Source organism: Serratia sp. CY74737 (assembly GCF_052166775.1).
Taxonomy (GTDB): domain Bacteria; phylum Pseudomonadota; class Gammaproteobacteria; order Enterobacterales; family Enterobacteriaceae; genus Serratia; species Serratia ureilytica.
This window is the reverse complement of sequence record NZ_JBJNOF010000002.1, coordinates 472,259-491,075: the sequence shown is the minus strand read 5'-3', so window position 1 is coordinate 491,075 and position 18,817 is coordinate 472,259. Positions and strand designations below refer to the sequence as shown.

The 18,817-nt window shown below is 58.5% G+C and carries 19 protein-coding genes; 11 read left to right on the top strand and 8 right to left on the bottom strand.

Annotated features, from left to right (window positions below):
• Nucleotides 1-43 precede the first annotated feature (43 nt).
• From ACJ8PE_RS04360 to ACJ8PE_RS04350, 3 genes are all read left to right on the top strand, one after another.
• Nucleotides 44-616 (top strand): TIGR00730 family Rossman fold protein, encoded by a 573-nt coding sequence (locus tag ACJ8PE_RS04360; protein WP_089194848.1) that lies wholly within the window; start codon nt 44-46, stop codon nt 614-616.
• A gap of 102 nt (nt 617-718) precedes the next feature.
• A complete protein-coding gene (gene xthA, locus ACJ8PE_RS04355; RefSeq protein ID WP_197793519.1) occupies nt 719-1,525 on the top strand; it encodes an exodeoxyribonuclease III in 807 nt (268 codons plus the stop codon).
• 44 nt (nt 1,526-1,569) lie between these two features.
• Entirely contained in the window at nt 1,570-1,971 is a 402-nt protein-coding gene (locus ACJ8PE_RS04350) for a pyrimidine (deoxy)nucleoside triphosphate diphosphatase (protein WP_197793545.1), read from the top strand.
• Nucleotides 1,972-1,992: 21 nt separating this feature from the next.
• On the opposite strand, the gene ACJ8PE_RS04345 is transcribed toward ACJ8PE_RS04350, so the two are convergent.
• From ACJ8PE_RS04345 to ACJ8PE_RS04325, 5 genes are all read right to left on the bottom strand, one after another.
• On the bottom strand, nt 1,993-2,289 hold the full coding sequence (locus ACJ8PE_RS04345; protein ID WP_033643308.1) for a YnjH family protein: 297 nt from the start codon (nt 2,287-2,289) through the stop codon (nt 1,993-1,995).
• Nucleotides 2,286-4,211, bottom strand: a complete 1,926-nt coding sequence (locus tag ACJ8PE_RS04340) for a DNA topoisomerase III (RefSeq protein WP_442536716.1) — start codon at nt 4,209-4,211, stop codon at nt 2,286-2,288. Before ACJ8PE_RS04340 ends, ACJ8PE_RS04345 begins: the two co-directional genes overlap by 4 nt.
• On the bottom strand, nt 4,211-5,320 hold the full coding sequence (mnmH, locus tag ACJ8PE_RS04335) for a tRNA 2-selenouridine(34) synthase MnmH (protein ID WP_187048115.1): 1,110 nt from the start codon (nt 5,318-5,320) through the stop codon (nt 4,211-4,213). Before mnmH ends, ACJ8PE_RS04340 begins: the two co-directional genes overlap by 1 nt.
• Before the next feature lie 8 nt (nt 5,321-5,328).
• Nucleotides 5,329-6,372, bottom strand: coding sequence for a selenide, water dikinase SelD (gene selD / locus ACJ8PE_RS04330; protein ID WP_042784711.1), 1,044 nt, complete (start codon nt 6,370-6,372; stop codon nt 5,329-5,331).
• Nucleotides 6,373-6,529: 157 nt separating this feature from the next.
• Complete coding sequence (locus ACJ8PE_RS04325) at nt 6,530-7,081, bottom strand: NAD(P)H nitroreductase (protein WP_004932204.1); 552 nt, start codon at nt 7,079-7,081, stop codon at nt 6,530-6,532.
• Nucleotides 7,082-7,241: 160 nt separating this feature from the next.
• On the opposite strand from ACJ8PE_RS04325, the gene sppA reads away from it, so the two are divergent.
• From sppA to ACJ8PE_RS04305, 4 genes are all read left to right on the top strand, one after another.
• Entirely contained in the window at nt 7,242-9,098 is a 1,857-nt protein-coding gene (sppA, locus tag ACJ8PE_RS04320; protein ID WP_033643311.1) for a signal peptide peptidase SppA, read from the top strand.
• 93 nt (nt 9,099-9,191) lie between these two features.
• Nucleotides 9,192-10,208, top strand: coding sequence for an asparaginase (gene ansA, locus ACJ8PE_RS04315; RefSeq protein ID WP_197759764.1), 1,017 nt, complete (start codon nt 9,192-9,194; stop codon nt 10,206-10,208).
• A gap of 22 nt (nt 10,209-10,230) precedes the next feature.
• Nucleotides 10,231-10,863: a bifunctional nicotinamidase/pyrazinamidase gene (gene pncA, locus ACJ8PE_RS04310; protein ID WP_442536715.1), complete on the top strand. Its 633-nt coding sequence runs from the start codon at nt 10,231-10,233 to the stop codon at nt 10,861-10,863.
• Nucleotides 10,864-10,891: 28 nt separating this feature from the next.
• Nucleotides 10,892-11,023, top strand: coding sequence for a hypothetical protein (locus ACJ8PE_RS04305; protein WP_255511577.1), 132 nt, complete (start codon nt 10,892-10,894; stop codon nt 11,021-11,023).
• Between the two features lie 45 nt (nt 11,024-11,068).
• Here the strand turns inward: ACJ8PE_RS04305 and ACJ8PE_RS04300 are convergent, their stop codons facing one another.
• Entirely contained in the window at nt 11,069-11,341 is a 273-nt protein-coding gene (locus ACJ8PE_RS04300) for a YeaC family protein (protein ID WP_004932218.1), read from the bottom strand.
• Between the two features lie 63 nt (nt 11,342-11,404).
• A complete protein-coding gene (msrB, locus tag ACJ8PE_RS04295; RefSeq protein ID WP_033643315.1) occupies nt 11,405-11,818 on the bottom strand; it encodes a peptide-methionine (R)-S-oxide reductase MsrB in 414 nt (137 codons plus the stop codon).
• A 348-nt stretch (nt 11,819-12,166) separates the two neighbouring features.
• Between msrB and gapA the strand changes: the two genes are divergently transcribed.
• Together gapA and ACJ8PE_RS04285 are read left to right on the top strand one after the other, a co-directional pair.
• Nucleotides 12,167-13,162, top strand: a complete 996-nt coding sequence (gene gapA / locus ACJ8PE_RS04290; RefSeq protein WP_004932222.1) for a glyceraldehyde-3-phosphate dehydrogenase — start codon at nt 12,167-12,169, stop codon at nt 13,160-13,162.
• A gap of 83 nt (nt 13,163-13,245) precedes the next feature.
• A complete protein-coding gene (locus ACJ8PE_RS04285) occupies nt 13,246-14,121 on the top strand; it encodes a D-hexose-6-phosphate mutarotase (RefSeq protein WP_197793521.1) in 876 nt (291 codons plus the stop codon).
• A 94-nt stretch (nt 14,122-14,215) separates the two neighbouring features.
• On the opposite strand, the gene ACJ8PE_RS04280 is transcribed toward ACJ8PE_RS04285, so the two are convergent.
• Nucleotides 14,216-14,980: a MipA/OmpV family protein gene (locus tag ACJ8PE_RS04280; RefSeq protein ID WP_074054035.1), complete on the bottom strand. Its 765-nt coding sequence runs from the start codon at nt 14,978-14,980 to the stop codon at nt 14,216-14,218.
• 426 nt (nt 14,981-15,406) lie between these two features.
• On the opposite strand from ACJ8PE_RS04280, the gene yeaG reads away from it, so the two are divergent.
• Together yeaG and ACJ8PE_RS04270 are read left to right on the top strand one after the other, a co-directional pair.
• Entirely contained in the window at nt 15,407-17,341 is a 1,935-nt protein-coding gene (gene yeaG / locus ACJ8PE_RS04275) for a protein kinase YeaG (RefSeq protein WP_016927472.1), read from the top strand.
• A gap of 132 nt (nt 17,342-17,473) precedes the next feature.
• Nucleotides 17,474-18,742: a YeaH/YhbH family protein gene (locus tag ACJ8PE_RS04270; protein ID WP_033643318.1), complete on the top strand. Its 1,269-nt coding sequence runs from the start codon at nt 17,474-17,476 to the stop codon at nt 18,740-18,742.
• Nucleotides 18,743-18,817 lie beyond the last annotated feature (75 nt).

Genomic DNA, 18,817 nt, shown 5'->3' with positions numbered 1-18,817 from the left:
TCGCTATACCACTGGCTTCTTTAGTGCAGTAAGGAACAGGTGGATGCGAAACAATATTTGCGTTTTTTGTGGCGCCAGCGAAGGCGTCAATCCCGCTTATGCCGAGCAGGCTCGCCAACTGGGGCAATTGCTGGCCGCACAGGGACGCCGTTTAATCTATGGCGGCGGCAAAAAAGGACTGATGGGGATTGTGGCGGACGCGGTGTTGGCGGCGGGCGGTGAAGCTGTCGGCATTATCCCCGAGCGCCTGGTTGAAGCGGAAACGGCGCATCGCGGCCTGACTGAATTGGAAGTGGTGCCAGACATGCATACGCGCAAAGCCCGTATGGCGGCGCTGGCGGACTGTTTTATCGCCCTGCCCGGCGGCATCGGCACGCTGGAAGAACTGTTTGAAATCTGGACCTGGGGGCAAATCGGGTATCACAACAAACCGGTCGGCCTGCTGAACGTCAACGGTTTCTACCGCCCACTGAGCCAGTTCCTCGAACACGTCGCCGATCAGGGCTTCATGCGCCACGACTATCTCGGTACGCTGCACATCAGCGAATCGGCGCAAACGCTGCTGCAACAGTTTGACGACTATCAACCCAAAAATTACGACCGCTGGGCGAAATAAAGCTGGCTGCGCAGTCAGCGGGCTCGCCGCTGTCTGCGTTACATTTCTTGCCAAACTCTGCTACTATCACAGCACATTTTTCTCGTGAAAACGGCACCGCTCATGAAGTTTGTCTCTTTTAATATCAATGGACTGCGCGCGCGTCCGCATCAGCTGGCGGCAATTATCGAACAGCACCAGCCCGACGTGATCGGTCTGCAGGAAACCAAAGTTCACGATGACATGTTCCCATTGGAAGAAGTCAGCCAGCACGGCTATCACGTGTTCTATCACGGGCAAAAAGGCCATTACGGCGTGGCGCTGCTGACCAAAGCGGAGCCCCTGGCCGTGCGCCGCGGTTTCCCAACCGATGAAGAAGACGCGCAGCGTCGCATCATCATGGCCGATCTGGCTACGCCGCAGGGCACGCTGACGGTGATCAACGGCTACTTCCCGCAAGGTGAAAGCCGCGACCACCCGATCAAATTCCCGGCTAAAACACGCTTTTATCAGGATCTGCAAAACTACCTGGAGCAGCAGCTATCGGCGGAATCCCCGGTGCTGATCATGGGCGACATGAATATCAGCCCCAGCGATTACGATATCGGCATCGGCGAAGACAACCGCAAACGCTGGCTGCGCACCGGTAAATGCTCCTTCCTGCCGGAAGAGCGTGAATGGATGGACCGCCTGCTGAACTGGGGCCTGGTCGATACCTACCGCCACGCCAACCCGGGGCGCAACGACGAGTTTTCGTGGTTCGACTACCGCTCCAAAGGGTTCGACGACAACCGCGGCCTGCGTATCGATCTGCTGCTGGCCAGCACCCCGCTGGCTTCGCGCTGCATCGCCACCGGCATCGATTACCATACCCGCGGCATGGAGAAACCTTCCGACCATGCGCCGGTCTGGGCGGAATTTACGCTGTAACCCCATCACCCCGGCGCCCGCCGGGGTTTTACTCTGTGAAGCCAATGAAAATTATCGACGTGGTAGCCGCCATTCTGGAACAAAATGGCCGCATTTTGCTGGCCCAGCGCGGCGCAGGCAGCGATCAGGCCGGTCTGTGGGAGTTTCCCGGCGGCAAAGTTGAGCCGGGTGAAAGCCAACCGCAGGCGCTGGCGCGCGAACTGGATGAAGAATTGGGGATTTGCGCCCGTATCGGCAACTATGTGGGCAGCAATCAGTGGCAGCAAGGCGAACGCCTCATCCGGCTGCACGCCTGGCGAGTCGCGGAGTTCTCCGGTGAACTGCAGCTGCATTGTCACTCAGCGCTGGTGTGGGTCACGCCGCAACAGGCGCAGGAATATACCCTGGCCCCGGCCGACGTTCCACTGCTGGCGGACTACATCGCCGCGCCAGGCGATGCGCGCTGAGCGCGGCGATAGGTTACATGGTCACTTCTTCAATCGCACCCAAATCAAGGGGTTGGTGCCGATGGTGTTAGGCTCACGCACGCACTGCAGCACTTCGCCTTCGACTTTGAGCACCGCGCCTTCGGAATAGTTTTGATTCTGGTAGACGCAACAGCGGTTGCAGGGTTGCGCCGGTGGCGAATTGGCGCCGTTTTTCGCCGTGCCCCAAATCTCCGGCGAAACCGGCAACACCACGTCCACATCGCCCCGGTTGGCGGCCGCCAGGCCGCAGTACGCCAGGGCAGCGGCAGCCAGCACCCCATTGAGTCCGTGCTTCATTCACTCTTCTCCTGCGCCTTGCCGGCGCTTTTCCTGCGTTTTTTGCCTCCGCTGGAAGGCGGCGGCGGCAACCCACGAAACGCCATGCTCGCCCGGCTCTGCTTAGCCTGATAAATCAGCTCTTGCAGCGTGCCGACCAACGGCTGCATAAAGTCCTGATAACAGCAGGATTTCTCGCTGATTTGCGTCAGCGTTGCCTCCCAGTTGGCCGTCATATCAGGACGCGCAGCAAGATCCGGCAGCGAGTGAATCAACGCGCGCCCGGTTTCGCTGGAGTGAATATAGCGTCCCTTCTTGTACAGAAACGCCCGTTTGAACAGCAATTCGATGATCCCCGCTCGCGTCGCTTCCGTACCTAAACCATCGGTCGCCCGCAGGATTTTCTTTAGCGCTTTATCTTGTACGAAGCGCGCGATGCCGGTCATGGCCGACAACAGACTGGCGTCGGTAAACGGCCGCGGGGGCTGCGTCTGGCGCTCCACCACCTCACCGCGCTCACACAGCAGCTCATCATCTTTAGCCACCACCGGCAGCGGTGCGCCTTCGTTTTCTTCGTCGCGTTCCTTGCTCCCCAGCAGCGTACGCCAACCGGCTTCCGCCAGGAAACGCGCCTTGGCGATAAATTTGCCGCCGGCGATATCCAGCTCAATCACGCATTTGCGGAATACCGCATCCGGACAAAACTGCATCAGATACTGGCGCGCCACCAGCCCATACACGTTCCGTTCATCCTGCGTCAGATTAATCTTGCCGGCACGGGCGGTGGGAATGATAGCGTGGTGCGCATCGACTTTTTTATCGTCCCAGCAACGGTTGCGGCGATCGCTGTCGATCACCGGCTGCGGATACAGCTCAGGCTGGTGCACGCTGATGGCGTTCAGCACCGCGTGACGGCCGGCGAAATGCTCTTCCGGCAGGTAGCGGCAGTCGGAACGCGGATAGGTGATCAATTTATGGGTTTCATACAACCGCTGGCAAACGTCCAGCACCTGTTGGGCGCTGAGGTTATAACGCCGAGCCGCTTCGATTTGCAGCGTGGAGAGCGAAAACGGCAGCGGCGCGGTATCTGATTCCCGTTTATCGTTATAGGACGTGACCAGCGCCGGCTGGCCCTCGATGCGCTTGACCACGTGCTCCGCCAACGGCCGGTGCAGCAAGCGCCCCTCTTCGTCCTGATAAGGCTCGCACGACTCGCTGGGCTGCCACAGCGCCACGAAACGCTCTTCTTTCGGCGTAACGATGTGCGCCTTGACCTCAAAGAAGTCTTTCGGCACGAAGTTTTCGATCTCTTCATCGCGCCGCACCACCAACCCCAGCACCGGCGTCTGCACCCTGCCCACCGACAACACTCCGTCATAACCGGCGTTGCGGCCCAGCAGCGTATAAGCGCGGGTCATATTGATGCCGTACAGCCAGTCGGCGCGTGAGCGCGCAAGGGCGGACACGCACAGCGGGATGAAGTCACGGTTGTCGCGCAGGCGTTCAACCGCGCGCTCCACCGCCTGCGGGTTGAGATCGTTGATCAGACAGCGGCGCACGTTCTGGCGTTTTTCCGGCGTCAGATCCAGGTAGTCCAGCACCTCATCCACCAGCAGTTGCCCTTCGCGATCCGGGTCGCCGGCGTGAACCACTTCATCGGCTTCAAGCAGCAACTTTTTAATGGCGTTGAGCTGTTTACTGACCGACGGCCGCGGCTGCAACCGCCATTTTTCGGGAATGATCGGCAGATCAGCCAACGACCAGCGCGCATAGCGGCTGTCATAAGCGTCAGGCTGAGCCTGCTCCAACAGGTGGCCGACGCACCAGGTCACCACATCGTTGTTGCCGCAGGCGATATACCCGTCGCCGCGGCGATGCGGCTTGGGCAATACGTCGGCAATGGCGCGCGCCAAACTCGGTTTCTCAGCTATGAACAGTCGCATTATTCACCGTTTTTCTGGCTGAACGTCATCAAGAATTCTCTTACTTCTGCATAGTTCCCACGGAAGACAATCCGCTGGGCTTTCTTTTCCAACTGATAGCAATACATCGGATCGTAGTACTGCTGCAACAGGGGCGCCAGCCACTCGCGGTGCGCCTCGCCCTGGCCGCTGAGCCGCTGTGTCCGCAGCGCCGCTTCCAGTCGTTGCGTCAGCTGCTGGAAGCGTTCCAGCCCCAGGCGGCGGCGTATGGCGTACAGGCCGTGGTGCAGATAGTCGTCGTACTGTCGCCAGCCCTCTTCCATGCCATAGGCCTGTTCGAACTGTTCGCGCATGCCGTCGATATATTCCGCCTGCAAACGCGCCAGGCGAATGTCGAACGGATCGTCGATCACCGCCACCGGCGCCTGCTGCATCCCATTGAACAACGGCAGCGGCAAATTGTTGCTGCCGATGATCCGCCCTTCGTCTTCCAGCACCCAACGGCGGCTGCCACCATGCTGTTTTTTCAGCAATAACACAGCCAGACGATTCTCAAAATCGATCTGCGAGCTCTGGCCCGCCAGCGTTCGACCAAAAGATGAACCGCGATGGCGCGCCGCGCCTTCCAGATCGACGCCGTCGGCCAGTTCGTTGACCAGCAACGTCTTGCCGCTGCCGGTATTGCCGCCCACCAGGGCCATCGGCAATGCTGCGCTTTGCGCCAGCACGCCGAGCAAATAATTGCGCAGCGCCTTGTAACCGCCAATGATCCGCGGGTACTCGACGCCGGCCTCATGCAGCCATTGCTGCACCAGCTGCGAGCGCAGACCGCCGCGGAAGCAATAGAGATAGCCTTCGGGCCGCTGCGCACAGGCCGCCAGCCAGGCGGCGGTGCGCTGTTCGCGCAGTTTGCCGTTCACCAGACTGTGGCCGAGCGCTATCGCCGCTTGCTGCCCATGCTGTTTATAGCAGGTGCCCACCGCCTGCCGCTCGCTGTCGATCATCAGCGGCAGGTTCAGCGCCTGAGCGAAGGCGCCCTGCTGAAACTCGATCGGCGCGCGCACGTCAATCAGCGGCACGTCCTGCAGGAAAATGCGTTGGTAATCGTCGCTGTCCGGCCTTCCTTGCATGTTGGACACTACACGACCTCGATCAGCGGCTTGTCGGCCGATGCCACATGCAGCTCGCCAATGGCGTTGAGCGTAATGCCATGCTGTTCGGCAATCGCCAGCACCTGCGCTTCCGCCTCCGGCAATACCGCCAACAGCAAACCGCCGGAGGTCTGAGGATCGCACAGCAACTGGCGCTGCAGATCGCTCATCTCGCCCACCAGATGGCCATAGCTGTCGAAGTTGCGCCCGGTACCGCCCGGCACGCAGCCCTCGGCAATATACGCCTCGACGTCCGGCAGCTTCGGCACCCGATCGAACCAGACCGTCGCCTGCAGGCCGGAACCCTGGCATACCTCGCTCAGGTGGCCCAGCAGGCCAAAACCGGTGATGTCGGTCATCGCCGTGACGCCCGCCACCTCGGCAAAGTCGGCGCCCGGCTTGTTAAGGCGGCACATCACGTCCGTCGCCAGCCCCTGATGCTCGGGGCGCAGCTTGCTTTGCTTCTCGGCGGTCGTCAGCACGCCGATGCCCAGCGGCTTGGTCAGATAGAGTTTAGCCCCGGCCCGCGCGGCGCTGTTCTTCTTCACCCGCTCGGTATTGACCACGCCGGTGACCGCCAGGCCGAAGATAGGTTCAGGCGCATCGATGGAGTGGCCGCCAGCCAGCGCGATCCCCGCCTGCTGGCAGGCGAAACGCCCACCGTCGATCACCTGCTGCGCCACCTCCGGCGGCAGTTTGGCGATCGGCCAGCCGAGAATGGCGATCGCCATGATCGGTTTGCCGCCCATGGCGTACACGTCGCTGATGGCGTTGGCGGCGGCGATGCGGCCGAAATCGAACGGATCGTCGACGATCGGCATGAAGAAGTCGGTGGTGCTGATAATGCCGACGCCGTTGCCGATGTCATATACCGCCGCGTCGTCGCGGGTTTCATTGCCGACCAGCAGACGCGGATCGACAAATTTCTCCCGCTCGCTGTGCAGGATGGTTTCGAGAACTTTCGGTGAGATTTTGCAGCCGCAGCCAGCGCCATGGCTGTACTGGGTTAAACGGATCGCTGGCGATGTCATAGTCCACTCCCTTCGATAACGGCACTCAAGATAACATAGGGTAGCGCTTGCCGAAGGGATTGATAAGAGCGGGCCGCCGATAAGCGAACGGCCTGCTCAGAAACCATGCAATTTTGCGGGGTTTGGCGCATTTTCGCCGCGCCCCGTCGGATATTACTTAGAAATAGCTGACGAAAGGCGTGCTGTCCGGCGGCGTCACTTTGGTGGCGGCCTTCAGCTGCGGCGTGCCCAGATAGAGGAAACCGACGATCTCGTCCTGCTCGCGGCAGCCGAAGGCTTCGCGCACCAGCGCATGCTCGGTCCAGGCGCCGGTGCGCCAGATGCCGTTAAAACCCTGCGCCAGCGCCGCCATCTGCATCGCCTGCACGGCGCAACCGGCGGAAACCACCTGCTCCCAGCGCGGCACCTTGGTCTCTTCAGTGCAATGCGCGATGACGGTGATGATCAGCGGTGCGCGGAACGGCGCCTTGGTGGCTTTTTCGATCGCCGCTTCATCCAACTGATCCTGCTTCGCCGCCGCCTGCAGCAGCTGACTGAAGCGTTCCAGGCCCTGATTCTCGATCATCACGAAACGCCACGGCTGCAGCGCGCCGTGATCGGGCGCACGCAGGCCCGCGTTGATGATGTTTTGGCGCACTTCCCCCGCCGGCGCCGGTTCCGCCAGGCGCGAAGCCGAGCGACGATTCAATAAAAGATCCAGAGCATCCATCGTAAACTCCTGATAACAATTTTCATTCCGGCCACGTTAACATAGCTAAACGGCGAGTTACAGCCTCGGCGATAGCGTCTGTGTGCCACGATTTAAAGCTGACATTTACCCGGCCGCTCATTAGGATAGCGGAACATTCTCGACTCTTGTTGGAGAGCACATGCGCACATTGTGGCAAATTATTGCCGGCATTTTCCGGTGGACATGGCGTCTGCTGAATTTTATCAGGGAACTGATCCTTAACCTGTTCCTGGTCCTGCTGATCCTGGTTGGGGTCGGCATCTATCTGTCCTTCCAAAGTTCCTCCACCTCGACGGCCCCGGCGCGCGGCGCGCTGTTGGTCGATTTAAGCGGCGTGGTGGTCGATCAGCCTTCGGTAAACAACCGGGTGCGGCAATGGGGGCGTGAACTGTTGGGCGCCTCCAGCAGCCGCCTGCAGGAGAACTCGCTGTTCGACGTGGTGGACAGCATCCGCAAGGCCAAAGACGACAAAAACATTACCGGCATGGTGTTGCAGCTGAATGACTTCGCCGGCGCCGATCAGCCGTCGCTGCGCTATATCGGCAAAGCGCTGCGCGAGTTCCGCGACAGCGGCAAACCGATCTTCGCCATCGGCGACAGTTACAATCAAACGCAATACTACCTGGCTAGCTACGCCAACAAGGTCTACCTCTCGCCGCAGGGCGCGGTCGATCTGCACGGTTTCGCCACCAACAACCTGTATTACAAGTCGTTGCTGGACATGCTCAAGGTCACCACCAATATCTTCCGCGTCGGCACCTATAAATCAGCGGTCGAACCGCTGATCCGCGACGACATGTCCCCGGCGGCGCGCGAAGCGGACAGCCGCTGGATTGGCGGCCTGTGGCAGAACTATCTGGAAACCGTGGCGGCCAACCGGCAGCTGACGCCGCAGCAGCTGTTCCCCGGCGCCGCCGGCGTGCTGAGCGGCCTGCAGGCGGCAGGCGGCGACACCGCCCGCTATGCGCTGGACAATAAGCTGGTGGACGAGCTGGCGTCGCGCACCGCGATCGAAAATCAGCTGGTCAAAACCTTCGGCTGGGACAAACAGGCGAACGATTTCAACGCCATTAGCATCTACGACTACCAGCCGAAGCCGGACGCCAACCAGGGTGGCAAGATCGCCGTGGTGTTCGCCAACGGCGCCATCATGGACGGCCCGCAGACGCCGGGCAACGTTGGGGGCGACACCACCGCCGCCGAGCTGCGTCAGGCCCGTTTGGATCCGGCCGTCAAAGCCGTGGTGTTCCGCGTCAACAGCCCTGGCGGCAGCGTCAGCGCGTCCGAAGTGATCCGCTCCGAGCTGGCCGCCGTGCGCGCCGCCGGCAAACCGGTGGTGGTGTCGATGGGCGGCATGGCCGCGTCGGGCGGTTACTGGGTCTCGACGCCGGCCGACTACATCATCGCCAGCCCGAGCACGCTGACCGGCTCCATCGGTATTTTCGGCATCATCAATACCTACGAGAAAACCCTGGATACGCTGGGCGTGCACACCGACGGCGTAGCGACATCCCCGCTGGCCGATATCGCGGTCACCAAGGCGTTGCCGCAGGAGTTCTCGCAGATGATGCAGCTGAATATTGAAAACGGGTATAAGAACTTCCTCGATCTGGTCGCCAAATCACGCAAGATGACCCCGCAGCAGGTTGACCAAATCGCGCAGGGCCACGTGTGGCTCGGCAGCGACGCCAAGGCCAACGGCCTGGTCGATCAGTTGGGCGATTTCGACGATGCGGTGAAGAAAGCCGCTGAGCTGGCGAAACTGCAACAGTGGCAGCTCGACTGGTTCGTCGACACTCCGAGCCTGAGCGATATGGTGCTCAGCCAGTTCGGTGTTTCCATTCACGCCATGCTGCCAGCGGCGATTCAGGCCATGCTGCCTGCCCCGCTGGCCTCGGTCGCCAATGCGGTGAAAGAGCAGCCGGGTTTGTTCAATAACTTGAACGATCCGCAGAACCGTTACGCGATCTGTCTGACCTGCGGAGAAGTCCGCTAACAAATAATTCTGCAGCCCGGCCTCCGCCGGGCTTTTTTTCTGCCGCCATGTCCCTATAATTCAGCCCATCTTATCTTTGTTAAAATCATAACCATGCAAAAGAAATCCATTTACGTCGCCTACACCGGCGGCACCATCGGCATGCAGCGTTCCGAGCACGGCTATATTCCGGTTTCCGGCCACCTGCAGCGTCAGCTGGCGCTGATGCCGGAATTCCATCGGCCGGAGATGCCGGATTTCACCATTCATGAATACGCGCCGCTCATCGATTCCTCGGATATGACGCCGGAAGACTGGCAGCACATCGCCGACGACATCAAACAGAACTACGATCGCTACGACGGCTTCGTGATCCTGCACGGCACCGATACCATGGCGTTCACCGCCTCGGCGCTCTCCTTCATGCTGGAGAACCTGGCCAAACCGGTGATCGTCACCGGCTCGCAGATTCCGCTGGCGGAGCTGCGCTCCGATGGCCAAACCAATCTGCTGAATGCACTGTACCTGGCGGCCAACCATCCGGTGAACGAAGTCAGCCTGTTCTTCAACAACAAGCTGTTCCGCGGCAACCGCACCACCAAAGCGCACGCCGACGGCTTCGACGCTTTCGCCTCCCCGAATCTGCCGCCGCTGCTGGAAGCCGGTATCCACATTCGTCGCCAGCACGGCATCAACAGCCCGGTTTGCAACGGCGCGCTGCAGGTACATGACATCACGCCGCAACCGATCGGCGTCGTCACCATCTATCCGGGCATTTCCGGCGCGGTGGTCCGCAACTTCCTGCTGCAGCCGGTCAAGGCGCTGATCTTACGCTCCTACGGCGTCGGCAACGCGCCTCAGAAGGCCGAGCTGATCGACGAGTTGCGCGCGGCTTCCGAACGCGGCATCGTAGTGGTCAACCTGACGCAGTGCATCTCCGGGCGCGTCAATATGGAAGGCTACGCCACCGGCAACGCGCTGGCGCACGCCGGGGTGATCAGCGGTTTCGACATGACGGTGGAAGCCGCTCTGACCAAGCTGCACTATCTGTTGAGCCAGCCGCTGACGCCGGAACAAATCCGCGCCCTGATGCAGCAAGATCTGCGCGGCGAGCTGAGCATCAACGGTTAACCTACCGATCTTTGGAGCGGCGATGAAAACGGCCCTGTTGTTGATCGATCTGCAAAATGATTTCTGCCCCGGTGGCGCGCTGGCGGTCACGGAGGGCGACGCCGTCATCCCGGTCGCCAATCAGGCGATCGCCGCCTGCCTGGCGCGCGGCGAACCGGTGGTGGCCAGCCAGGACTGGCATCCCGCCAATCACCGCAGCTTTGCGATGAACTCCGATGCGCAAGTCGGCACCCTCGGTGAACTGGAAGGTTTGCCGCAGGTGTGGTGGCCGGTGCACTGCGTGCAAGGGAGCCTCGGCGCCGATTTTCATCCTCAACTGCAGCGGCAACACATCAATGCCGTCTTTCGCAAAGGACAGGATACGGACATCGACAGCTATAGCGCGTTCTTCGATAACGGCCACCGGGCGCAGACCGAACTGCACGGCTGGCTGCAATCGCAGGGCATTCAGCGGCTGGCGATCATGGGCCTGGCGACCGACTATTGCGTGAAGTTCAGCGTGCTGGATGCGCTGGCTGCCGGCTATCCGACGCAGGTGATCGTCGACGGCTGCCGCGGCGTGAATCTGCAGCCGGACGACAGTGAGCGGGCGCTGCAGGAGATGGCGCGCGCCGGCGCGCAGCTAGTTACCCTGTCACAATTTCTCGCCAATTAAATCCTGCCGGGCGCTATCGGCGCCTTCTTTGGGCGGCGGCGAAAACATCAAAAGCCAGGGATTGGGCGGTGCGATGTTCTGGGAATACGGCGCAGACGACAACAACCGGCTGGCGCAGCAGCTGGCGGAATCGCTGGGCATAAAGGGCGAGAAACGTTGAATCGACGGGGCGATGGCGACATCGCCCCGCTTTAGGGGTGGAGCCTTACTGCGGCTTGAGTTTCACCAGCGGCTCGGCAACGAACTGCTGCTTCAGCTCTTGTTTGCTCTTCATCACGATCTGCCCGTCGGTGCCGATGCTCATATGCTGCGGATCGACGTTGTTCATCGACTGCCACAGCATCACCGCCTGCAGGCTGTTTTCCTTTTGCTCCGGCGTCAGCGCCACGCCATCCGGCCATTTGCCCAGTTCAACCGCCTGCACCAGGCGTTGGTATATCTCGGGCGTCATCGCCGCAATCAGATCTTTCACGTCCATCAGGGCCCTTCTCGCTTACGGAAGAATAATTAGCTGAATCGATTTTGTTGGTTAAATTACCACTTAACCGGCCGTTTGATCGCCATTTTCGCCATCGGTGAAACTCAGCGAGGCGGAATTGACGCAGTAACGGTCACCGGTCGGCTGCGGGCCATCGGGGAATACATGCCCCAGGTGCGCGTCGCAGTGACCGCAGCGGATTTCAACACGATGCATATTATGTGAATTATCATCAAGATAACGGATTGCATCGGCGGAAACCGGCTCGTAAAAGCTGGGCCAGCCGCAGCCGGAATCGTATTTGGTTTCGGAATAAAACAGCGGCTGATTACAGCACAGACAATGGTACACGCCCTCACGCTTGTTGTGCAGCAATTTGCCGCTAAACGGCGCTTCGGTGCCACGCTGTTGCGTGACATAACGTTGGATTTCATTCAGTTCCGTGACCGGATGAGCGGGGGTTGTCTCTTTAGCCATTTGTGCTTATCTCTGAATGTGGATAATGTCAACGAAAACAATGATTAATAATAACAAAAAATTAACACCGCTGCAGGGGTTTTTGGCCTAAACTGTAGCCCATAAAGGCCACGTCACGATGATATGTGATAGCGATCACACATCTTGCGTATGCTGACTTTATACTTGGCGGCTTGTCCCTATATAACGGATGAGGCCGAGCGCAAATGGACTGTGCAATAAGCGTGCAAAACCACCCTTCCGGTTTGACTTGCCGCAAGTATTGACACGATTCCGCTTGACGCTGGGTAAGGTTTTTGTAATTTTACAACCAACCTTTTATTCACTAACAAATAGCTGGTGGAATATATGACTATCAAAGTAGGTATCAACGGTTTTGGCCGTATCGGTCGCATTGTTTTCCGTGCTGCTCAAGAGCGTTCTGACATCGAGATCGTTGCAATCAACGACCTGTTGGACGCAGAGTACATGGCTTACATGCTGAAGTATGACTCTACTCACGGCCGTTTCAACGGTACGGTAGAAGTTAAAGACGGCCACCTGGTTGTTAACGGCAAAACCATCCGTGTTACCGCAGAGAAAGACCCGGCTAACCTGAAGTGGAACGAAGTGGGCGTTGACGTGGTTGCTGAAGCGACCGGTATCTTCCTGACCGACGAAACCGCACGTAAACACATCACCGCTGGCGCTAAGAAAGTCGTTCTGACTGGCCCATCCAAAGATGCGACCCCAATGTTCGTGCGCGGCGCTAACTTTGACAAATATGCCGGCCAGGACATCGTGTCCAACGCCTCTTGCACCACCAACTGCCTGGCGCCACTGGCTAAAGTCATCAACGACAACTTCGGTATCGTTGAAGGCCTGATGACCACCGTTCACGCGACCACCGCTACTCAGAAAACCGTTGATGGCCCGTCCCACAAAGACTGGCGCGGCGGCCGCGGCGCATCCCAGAACATCATCCCTTCTTCTACCGGCGCAGCGAAAGCGGTTGGCGTGGTTCTGCCAGAGCTGAAAGGCAAACTGACCGGTATGGCGTTCCGCGTACCAACTCCTAACGTATCCGTTGTTGACCTGACCGTGCGTCTGGAAAAAGCGGCGACCTACGAAGAAATCAAGAAAGCCATCAAAGACGCCGCTGAAGGCTCGATGAAAGGCGTTCTGGGCTATGTTGAAGACGACGTGGTTTCCACCGACTTCAACGGCGAAGTGCTGACTTCCGTATTCGATGCCAAAGCCGGTATCGCACTGAACGACAACTTCGTGAAACTGGTTTCCTGGTACGACAACGAAACCGGTTATTCCAACAAGGTTCTGGATCTGATCGCTCACATCTCCAAGTAATGGCACGATGTTAAGCTGATAATAAGGGCGACATTTTTGTCGCCCTTTTTTATTTGTCTCTCCGGCAAACAATAGGTTATGAAATGAACGAGAAAATTTTCACCCTGCCCGTTTCCGAACAGATTTCTCCTTATATCAGCCAGCGCCAACTCGATGAGCTGGGCGTGGTGGTCGTGTCGCACCCGAAAGTGCGCGCGGCGGTCGCACTGCAGGGCGCCCATTTGCTGGCCTGGCAGCCTAGCGGTGAGCAGCCGGTAATTTGGCTCAGCAACAACACGCCTTTCGCCAAAGGCAAGGCCATCCGCGGCGGCGTGCCGATTTGCTGGCCGTGGTTCGGCCCGGTGGCGCAACCCTCCCACGGGTTCGCCCGCAACCAGCCCTGGAGCCTGACGGCGCACGATGAAGATGACAACGGCGTCATCCTGACCTTTACGCTGAAAGACAATGAGCAGACCCGCAAGCTGTGGCCGCACGCCTTCACGCTGATCGCTCGCTTCAAGCTGGGTGAAGAGTGCGAGATCGAACTGGAGTCGCACGGCGATTATCAAGCCACGGCGGCGCTGCACAGCTACTTCCAGGTTGGCGATATCGATCGGGTCAGCGTGGCGGGCCTGGGCGAGCCGTATATCGATAAAGTGGCGGGCGGCGCCGAAGCGCGCCAGACCGGCGAAGTGACCTTCGTCGGCCAAACCGACCGCGTCTATACCTGCCCGGAAGCCTTCAGCCTGATCCGCGATCCGGCGCTCGCTCGCACCATCGAGGTTCACCACCACCATATGAGCGACGTTATCGCCTGGAACCCCGGCGTAGAGCTCTCTTGCAGCATGGGGGACATGCCGAACGACGGTTACAAGACCATGGTTTGCGTAGAGACCGGGCGCGTCAGCAAACCGCTGATCGCCGCCGGCGAACAACCTGCTCGATTGGGCGTCACCTTCCGCTGCCGCAAGAAGGCCTAATACACTGAGCGCGGCGGCGCACTACAGATGTGCAAAAGGGGCGCCAGCGCCCCTTTTTGATGCACGCCATGCACGATAATCGTGCAATGCGTGATTAGAAGGTGTAGCTCACGCCCGTCATCAACAAACCGGTGTAGGATTTATCCACCATCGGGCTGTCTTTCACTTCATCCGACAACTTCACATAGCGGCCGACGAAGAAGGCGTTCCAGCTCTTGTTAAGCTGGTAATTGGCGCTCAGCTCGAGGTACGGCGCCCAGCTATCGCCCGGGGTGTAGCTGTCAAGGCCGCTGCGACGCGATTCATTGGCGCTGACGCCGTAGTAATATTTGTTCTGGTTCTTGCTGTTCCACATCACGCCTACGCCCGGTACCAGCGTCAGCGCGTCCAGATCAAACTTGTACAGATAGGCCACATCGCCCACCAGCCCGTTGCTGTTGTTCAGCGTGTCGCCGGTAAAGGTAGTGCGAATGGTGCCCCACTCGGCGTTGTGTGAATAGGCCAGGCCGGCCATCAGCGTGCCGCGACGCTTGTCGAGACGCTTCATGCGATCGTCGTCGCTGTCGCCCGGACGGTAGCCCCATGGCGTGTAATATCCCATGATGCTCAGCTGATTTTCTTGATCTTTCCACAGGTAGTAACCGGCGGTCAGAGTACGGAAGTAGAAGTCGTCACCTTCATAGTCGATGACGGGCACCGGATAAACGCGGTCCTGATAACCGCGATACGGATCCGGGCTAACCAGCGCGGCAGCACCCAGTGACCAGGTTCCCGCCTGGGCACTTTGCGCACAAACCATTGCGGAAGCGATAATTGCTAGCGTTTTGAGTTTTGAAATCTTCACTGGTTCTTTTTCCATAAATTACAGGGTTAATAGCCGCAATAGTTTATGTGAAAATTTAGTTACGCGCCTAATCTTTACAATAGAAAACGACCAAGATCGAATAACTTATAGCGGAATTATGAATTAATCATGGCGAAACGATGACGATTCATGCCGCAGGCCGCGCCAGACAAGGCATTTGGTTATCCCGGCAATAACTGAGTCATTGATATGACTTAAAAAAAGCTTTTTCTACGGCAGGAAATTTTCCGGCAAGCAAACTAAGCTTAAATCAGAAGGTGAATTTATCCTGGGCCCAGTGGCATACAGCGCAACTCGCGATAATAAGCGCACCAAGTTGGCATACGGGTTGCTGTACTCAGGCGTATTCTCATCTTTCGGGAGCCAGAACACTATCACACGCTCTCTTTAACCTGTGCTAATAACGAAAGGACGGGCATCATGAACATATTTGACCACTATCGCCAGCGCTACGAAGCTGCCAAGGACGAAGAGTTCACACTGCAGGAATTTCTTACCATTTGCCGGCAAGATCGCAGTGCCTATGCCAACGCGGCCGAACGTCTGCTGATGGCTATCGGTGAACCTGTGATGGTCGACACTGCGCTAGAATCACGCCTGTCGCGCCTGTTCTCCAACCGCGTGATCGCACGCTATCCGGCCTTCGAAGAGTTCTACGGCATGGAAGAGGCCATCGAACAGATCGTCTCTTACCTGAAACACGCCGCTCAGGGCCTGGAAGAGAAGAAACAGATCCTTTACCTGCTGGGCCCGGTGGGCGGCGGCAAGTCCTCGTTGGCGGAACGTCTGAAAGCGCTGATGCAGCGCGTGCCCATCTACACCCTCAGCGCCAACGGCGAACGCAGCCCGGTCAACGATCATCCGCTGTGCCTGTTCAATCCGCAGGAAGATGCCACGATCCTGGAAAAAGAGTTCAATATCCCAAGTCGCTATCTCGGCACCATCATGTCGCCGTGGGCAGCGAAGCGCCTGCATGAGTTCGGTGGCGATATCACCAAGTTTAAAGTCGTGAAAGTGCGCCCTTCCATTCTGGAACAGATCGCCATCGCCAAAACCGAGCCGGGCGATGAGAACAACCAGGACATCTCGGCGCTGGTCGGTAAAGTGGACATCCGTAAACTGGAGAACCACGCGCAGAACGACCCGGACGCCTACGGCTATTCCGGCGCCCTGTGCCGCGCCAACCAGGGGATTATGGAATTCGTCGAGATGTTCAAAGCGCCGATCAAGGTGCTGCATCCGCTGCTGACCGCAACCCAGGAAGGCAACTACAACGGCACCGAAGGCATCTCCGCCCTGCCGTTCAGCGGCATTATTCTGGCGCACTCCAACGAGTCCGAGTGGGTGACCTTCCGTAACAACAAGAACAACGAAGCGTTCCTCGACCGCGTGTATATCGTCAAGGTGCCTTACTGCCTGCGCGTGTCGGAAGAGATCAAAATTTACGACAAGCTTCTGGATCACAGTGAGCTGACCCATGCGCCCTGCGCGCCGGGCACGCTGGAAACGCTGGCGCGCTTTAGCGTGCTGTCGCGGCTGAAAGAGCCCGAAAACTCGAGCATCTACTCGAAAATGCGCGTGTATGACGGCGAAAGCCTCAAAGATACCGACCCGAAAGCCAAGTCCTATCAGGAATACCGCGACTACGCCGGGGTTGACGAAGGCATGAACGGCCTCTCCACCCGTTTCGCCTTTAAAATCCTCTCGCGGGTATTCAACTTCGATCACGCCGAGGTGGCAGCCAACCCGGTGCACCTGTTCTATGTGCTGGAACAGCAGATCGAGCGCGAACAGTTCCCGCAGGATTTGGCGGAGAAATACCTGGAGCACCTGAAAGGCTATCTGATCCCGAAATACGCCGAGTTTATCGGCAAAGAGATCCAGACCGCCTATCTGGAATCCTACTCGGAATACGGACAGAACATTTTTGACCGCTACGTCACCTATGCCGACTTCTGGATCCAGGATCAGGAGTATCGCGATCCCGACACCGGCCAGCTGTTCGACCGCGAGTCCCTGAACGCCGAACTGGAGAAAATTGAAAAACCGGCCGGCATCAGCAACCCGAAAGATTTCCGCAACGAAATCGTGAACTTCGTGCTGCGCGCCCGCGCCAACAACAACGGCCGCAACCCGAACTGGACCAGCTACGAGAAGCTGCGCACCGTGATCGAGAAAAAGATGTTCTCCAATACCGAAGAACTGTTGCCGGTGATTTCGTTCAACGCCAAAACATCGACGGACGAGCAGAAAAAACACGACGACTTCGTCGATCGCATGATGGAGAAAGGCTATACCCGCAAGCAGGTGCGCCTGCTGTGTGAATGGTATCTGCGGGTCAGAAAATCCTCATAACGCCTCAGGTAAGCGGCATTATCAGGGCCATGTCCACAGTCATGGACGTTGCAGCGCAGCCCACGGAGGGGCTGACACATTGCGCTGCCGCGGCCGGGACATGAAGAGTTGGCAACGTCGTTTGGGGGAAGTATGGCCTATTTCATTGACCGGCGGCTGAACGGCAAAAACAAGAGCACGGTGAACCGCCAGCGCTTCTTGCGCCGTTACAAGTCGCAAATCAAACAGTCGATTGCCGAAGCCATCAACAAGCGTTCGGTCACCGACGTAGACAGCGGGGAGTCAGTCTCTATCCCCACTGACGATATCAACGAACCGATGTTTCATCAGGGGCGCGGCGGCACGCGCCATCGCGTTCACCCGGGCAATGACCACTTCGTGCAGAACGATCGCGTCGAACGGCCTCAGGGCGGCGCAGGCGGTGGCGGCGGCCAGGGCAACGCCAGCCAGGACGGTGAAGGCCAGGATGAGTTCGTCTTCCAGATATCCAAAGACGAGTACCTCGATCTTTTGTTCGAGGATCTCGCCCTGCCCAACCTGAAAAAGAATCAGTACAAGCAGCTGACCGAGTTCAAAACCCACCGCGCCGGCTATACCGCTAACGGCGTGCCGGCCAACATCAGCGTCGTGCGTTCGCTGCAAAACTCGCTGGCGCGGCGTACCGCCATGACCGCCGGTAAAAGGCGCGCGTTGCACGAACTGGAAGACGCGCTGACCCAGTTGGAAAACACCGAGCCGGTGCAACTGCTGGAAGAAGAGCGGCTGCGCAAAGAGATTGCCGAACTGCGCAAGAAAATCGAAAGCGTGCCGTTTATCGACACCTTCGATCTGCGTTACAAAAACTACGAGCGTCGGCCGGAGCCCTCCAGCCAGGCGGTGATGTTCTGCCTGATGGACGTATCCGGTTCGATGGATCAGGCCACCAAAGACATGGCCAAACGTTTTTACATTCTGCTTTATCTGTTCCTGAGCCGAACCTACAAAAACGTCGAGGTGGTCTATATTCGCCATCACACCCAGGCGAAAGAGGTGGACGAGCAGGAGTTCTTCTATTCGCAGGAAACCGGCGGCACCATCGTCTCCAGCGCATTGAAACTGATGAACGACGTGGTCGAAGAGCGTTACGATCCGGCGCAATGGAATATCTACGCCGCGCAGGCGTCGGACGGGGACAACTGGGCCGACGATTCACCGCTGTGTCACGAGCTGTTGGCGAAGAAGATCCTGCCAATGGTGCGGTACTACAGCTACATCGAAATCACTCGCCGCGCTCACCAAACGCTGTGGCGCGAATACGAAGATCTGCAGGCGAAATTCGACAACTTCGCCATGCAGCATATCCGCGAACCGGACGATATCTATCCGGTATTCCGCGAACTGTTCCGCAAACAGACCGCATAAGCATAAAAACGGCCGGAGAATATCTGCCCGGCCGTTTTTATTCTCAACGAATTCAAATGCTATTTCTGCGGGATG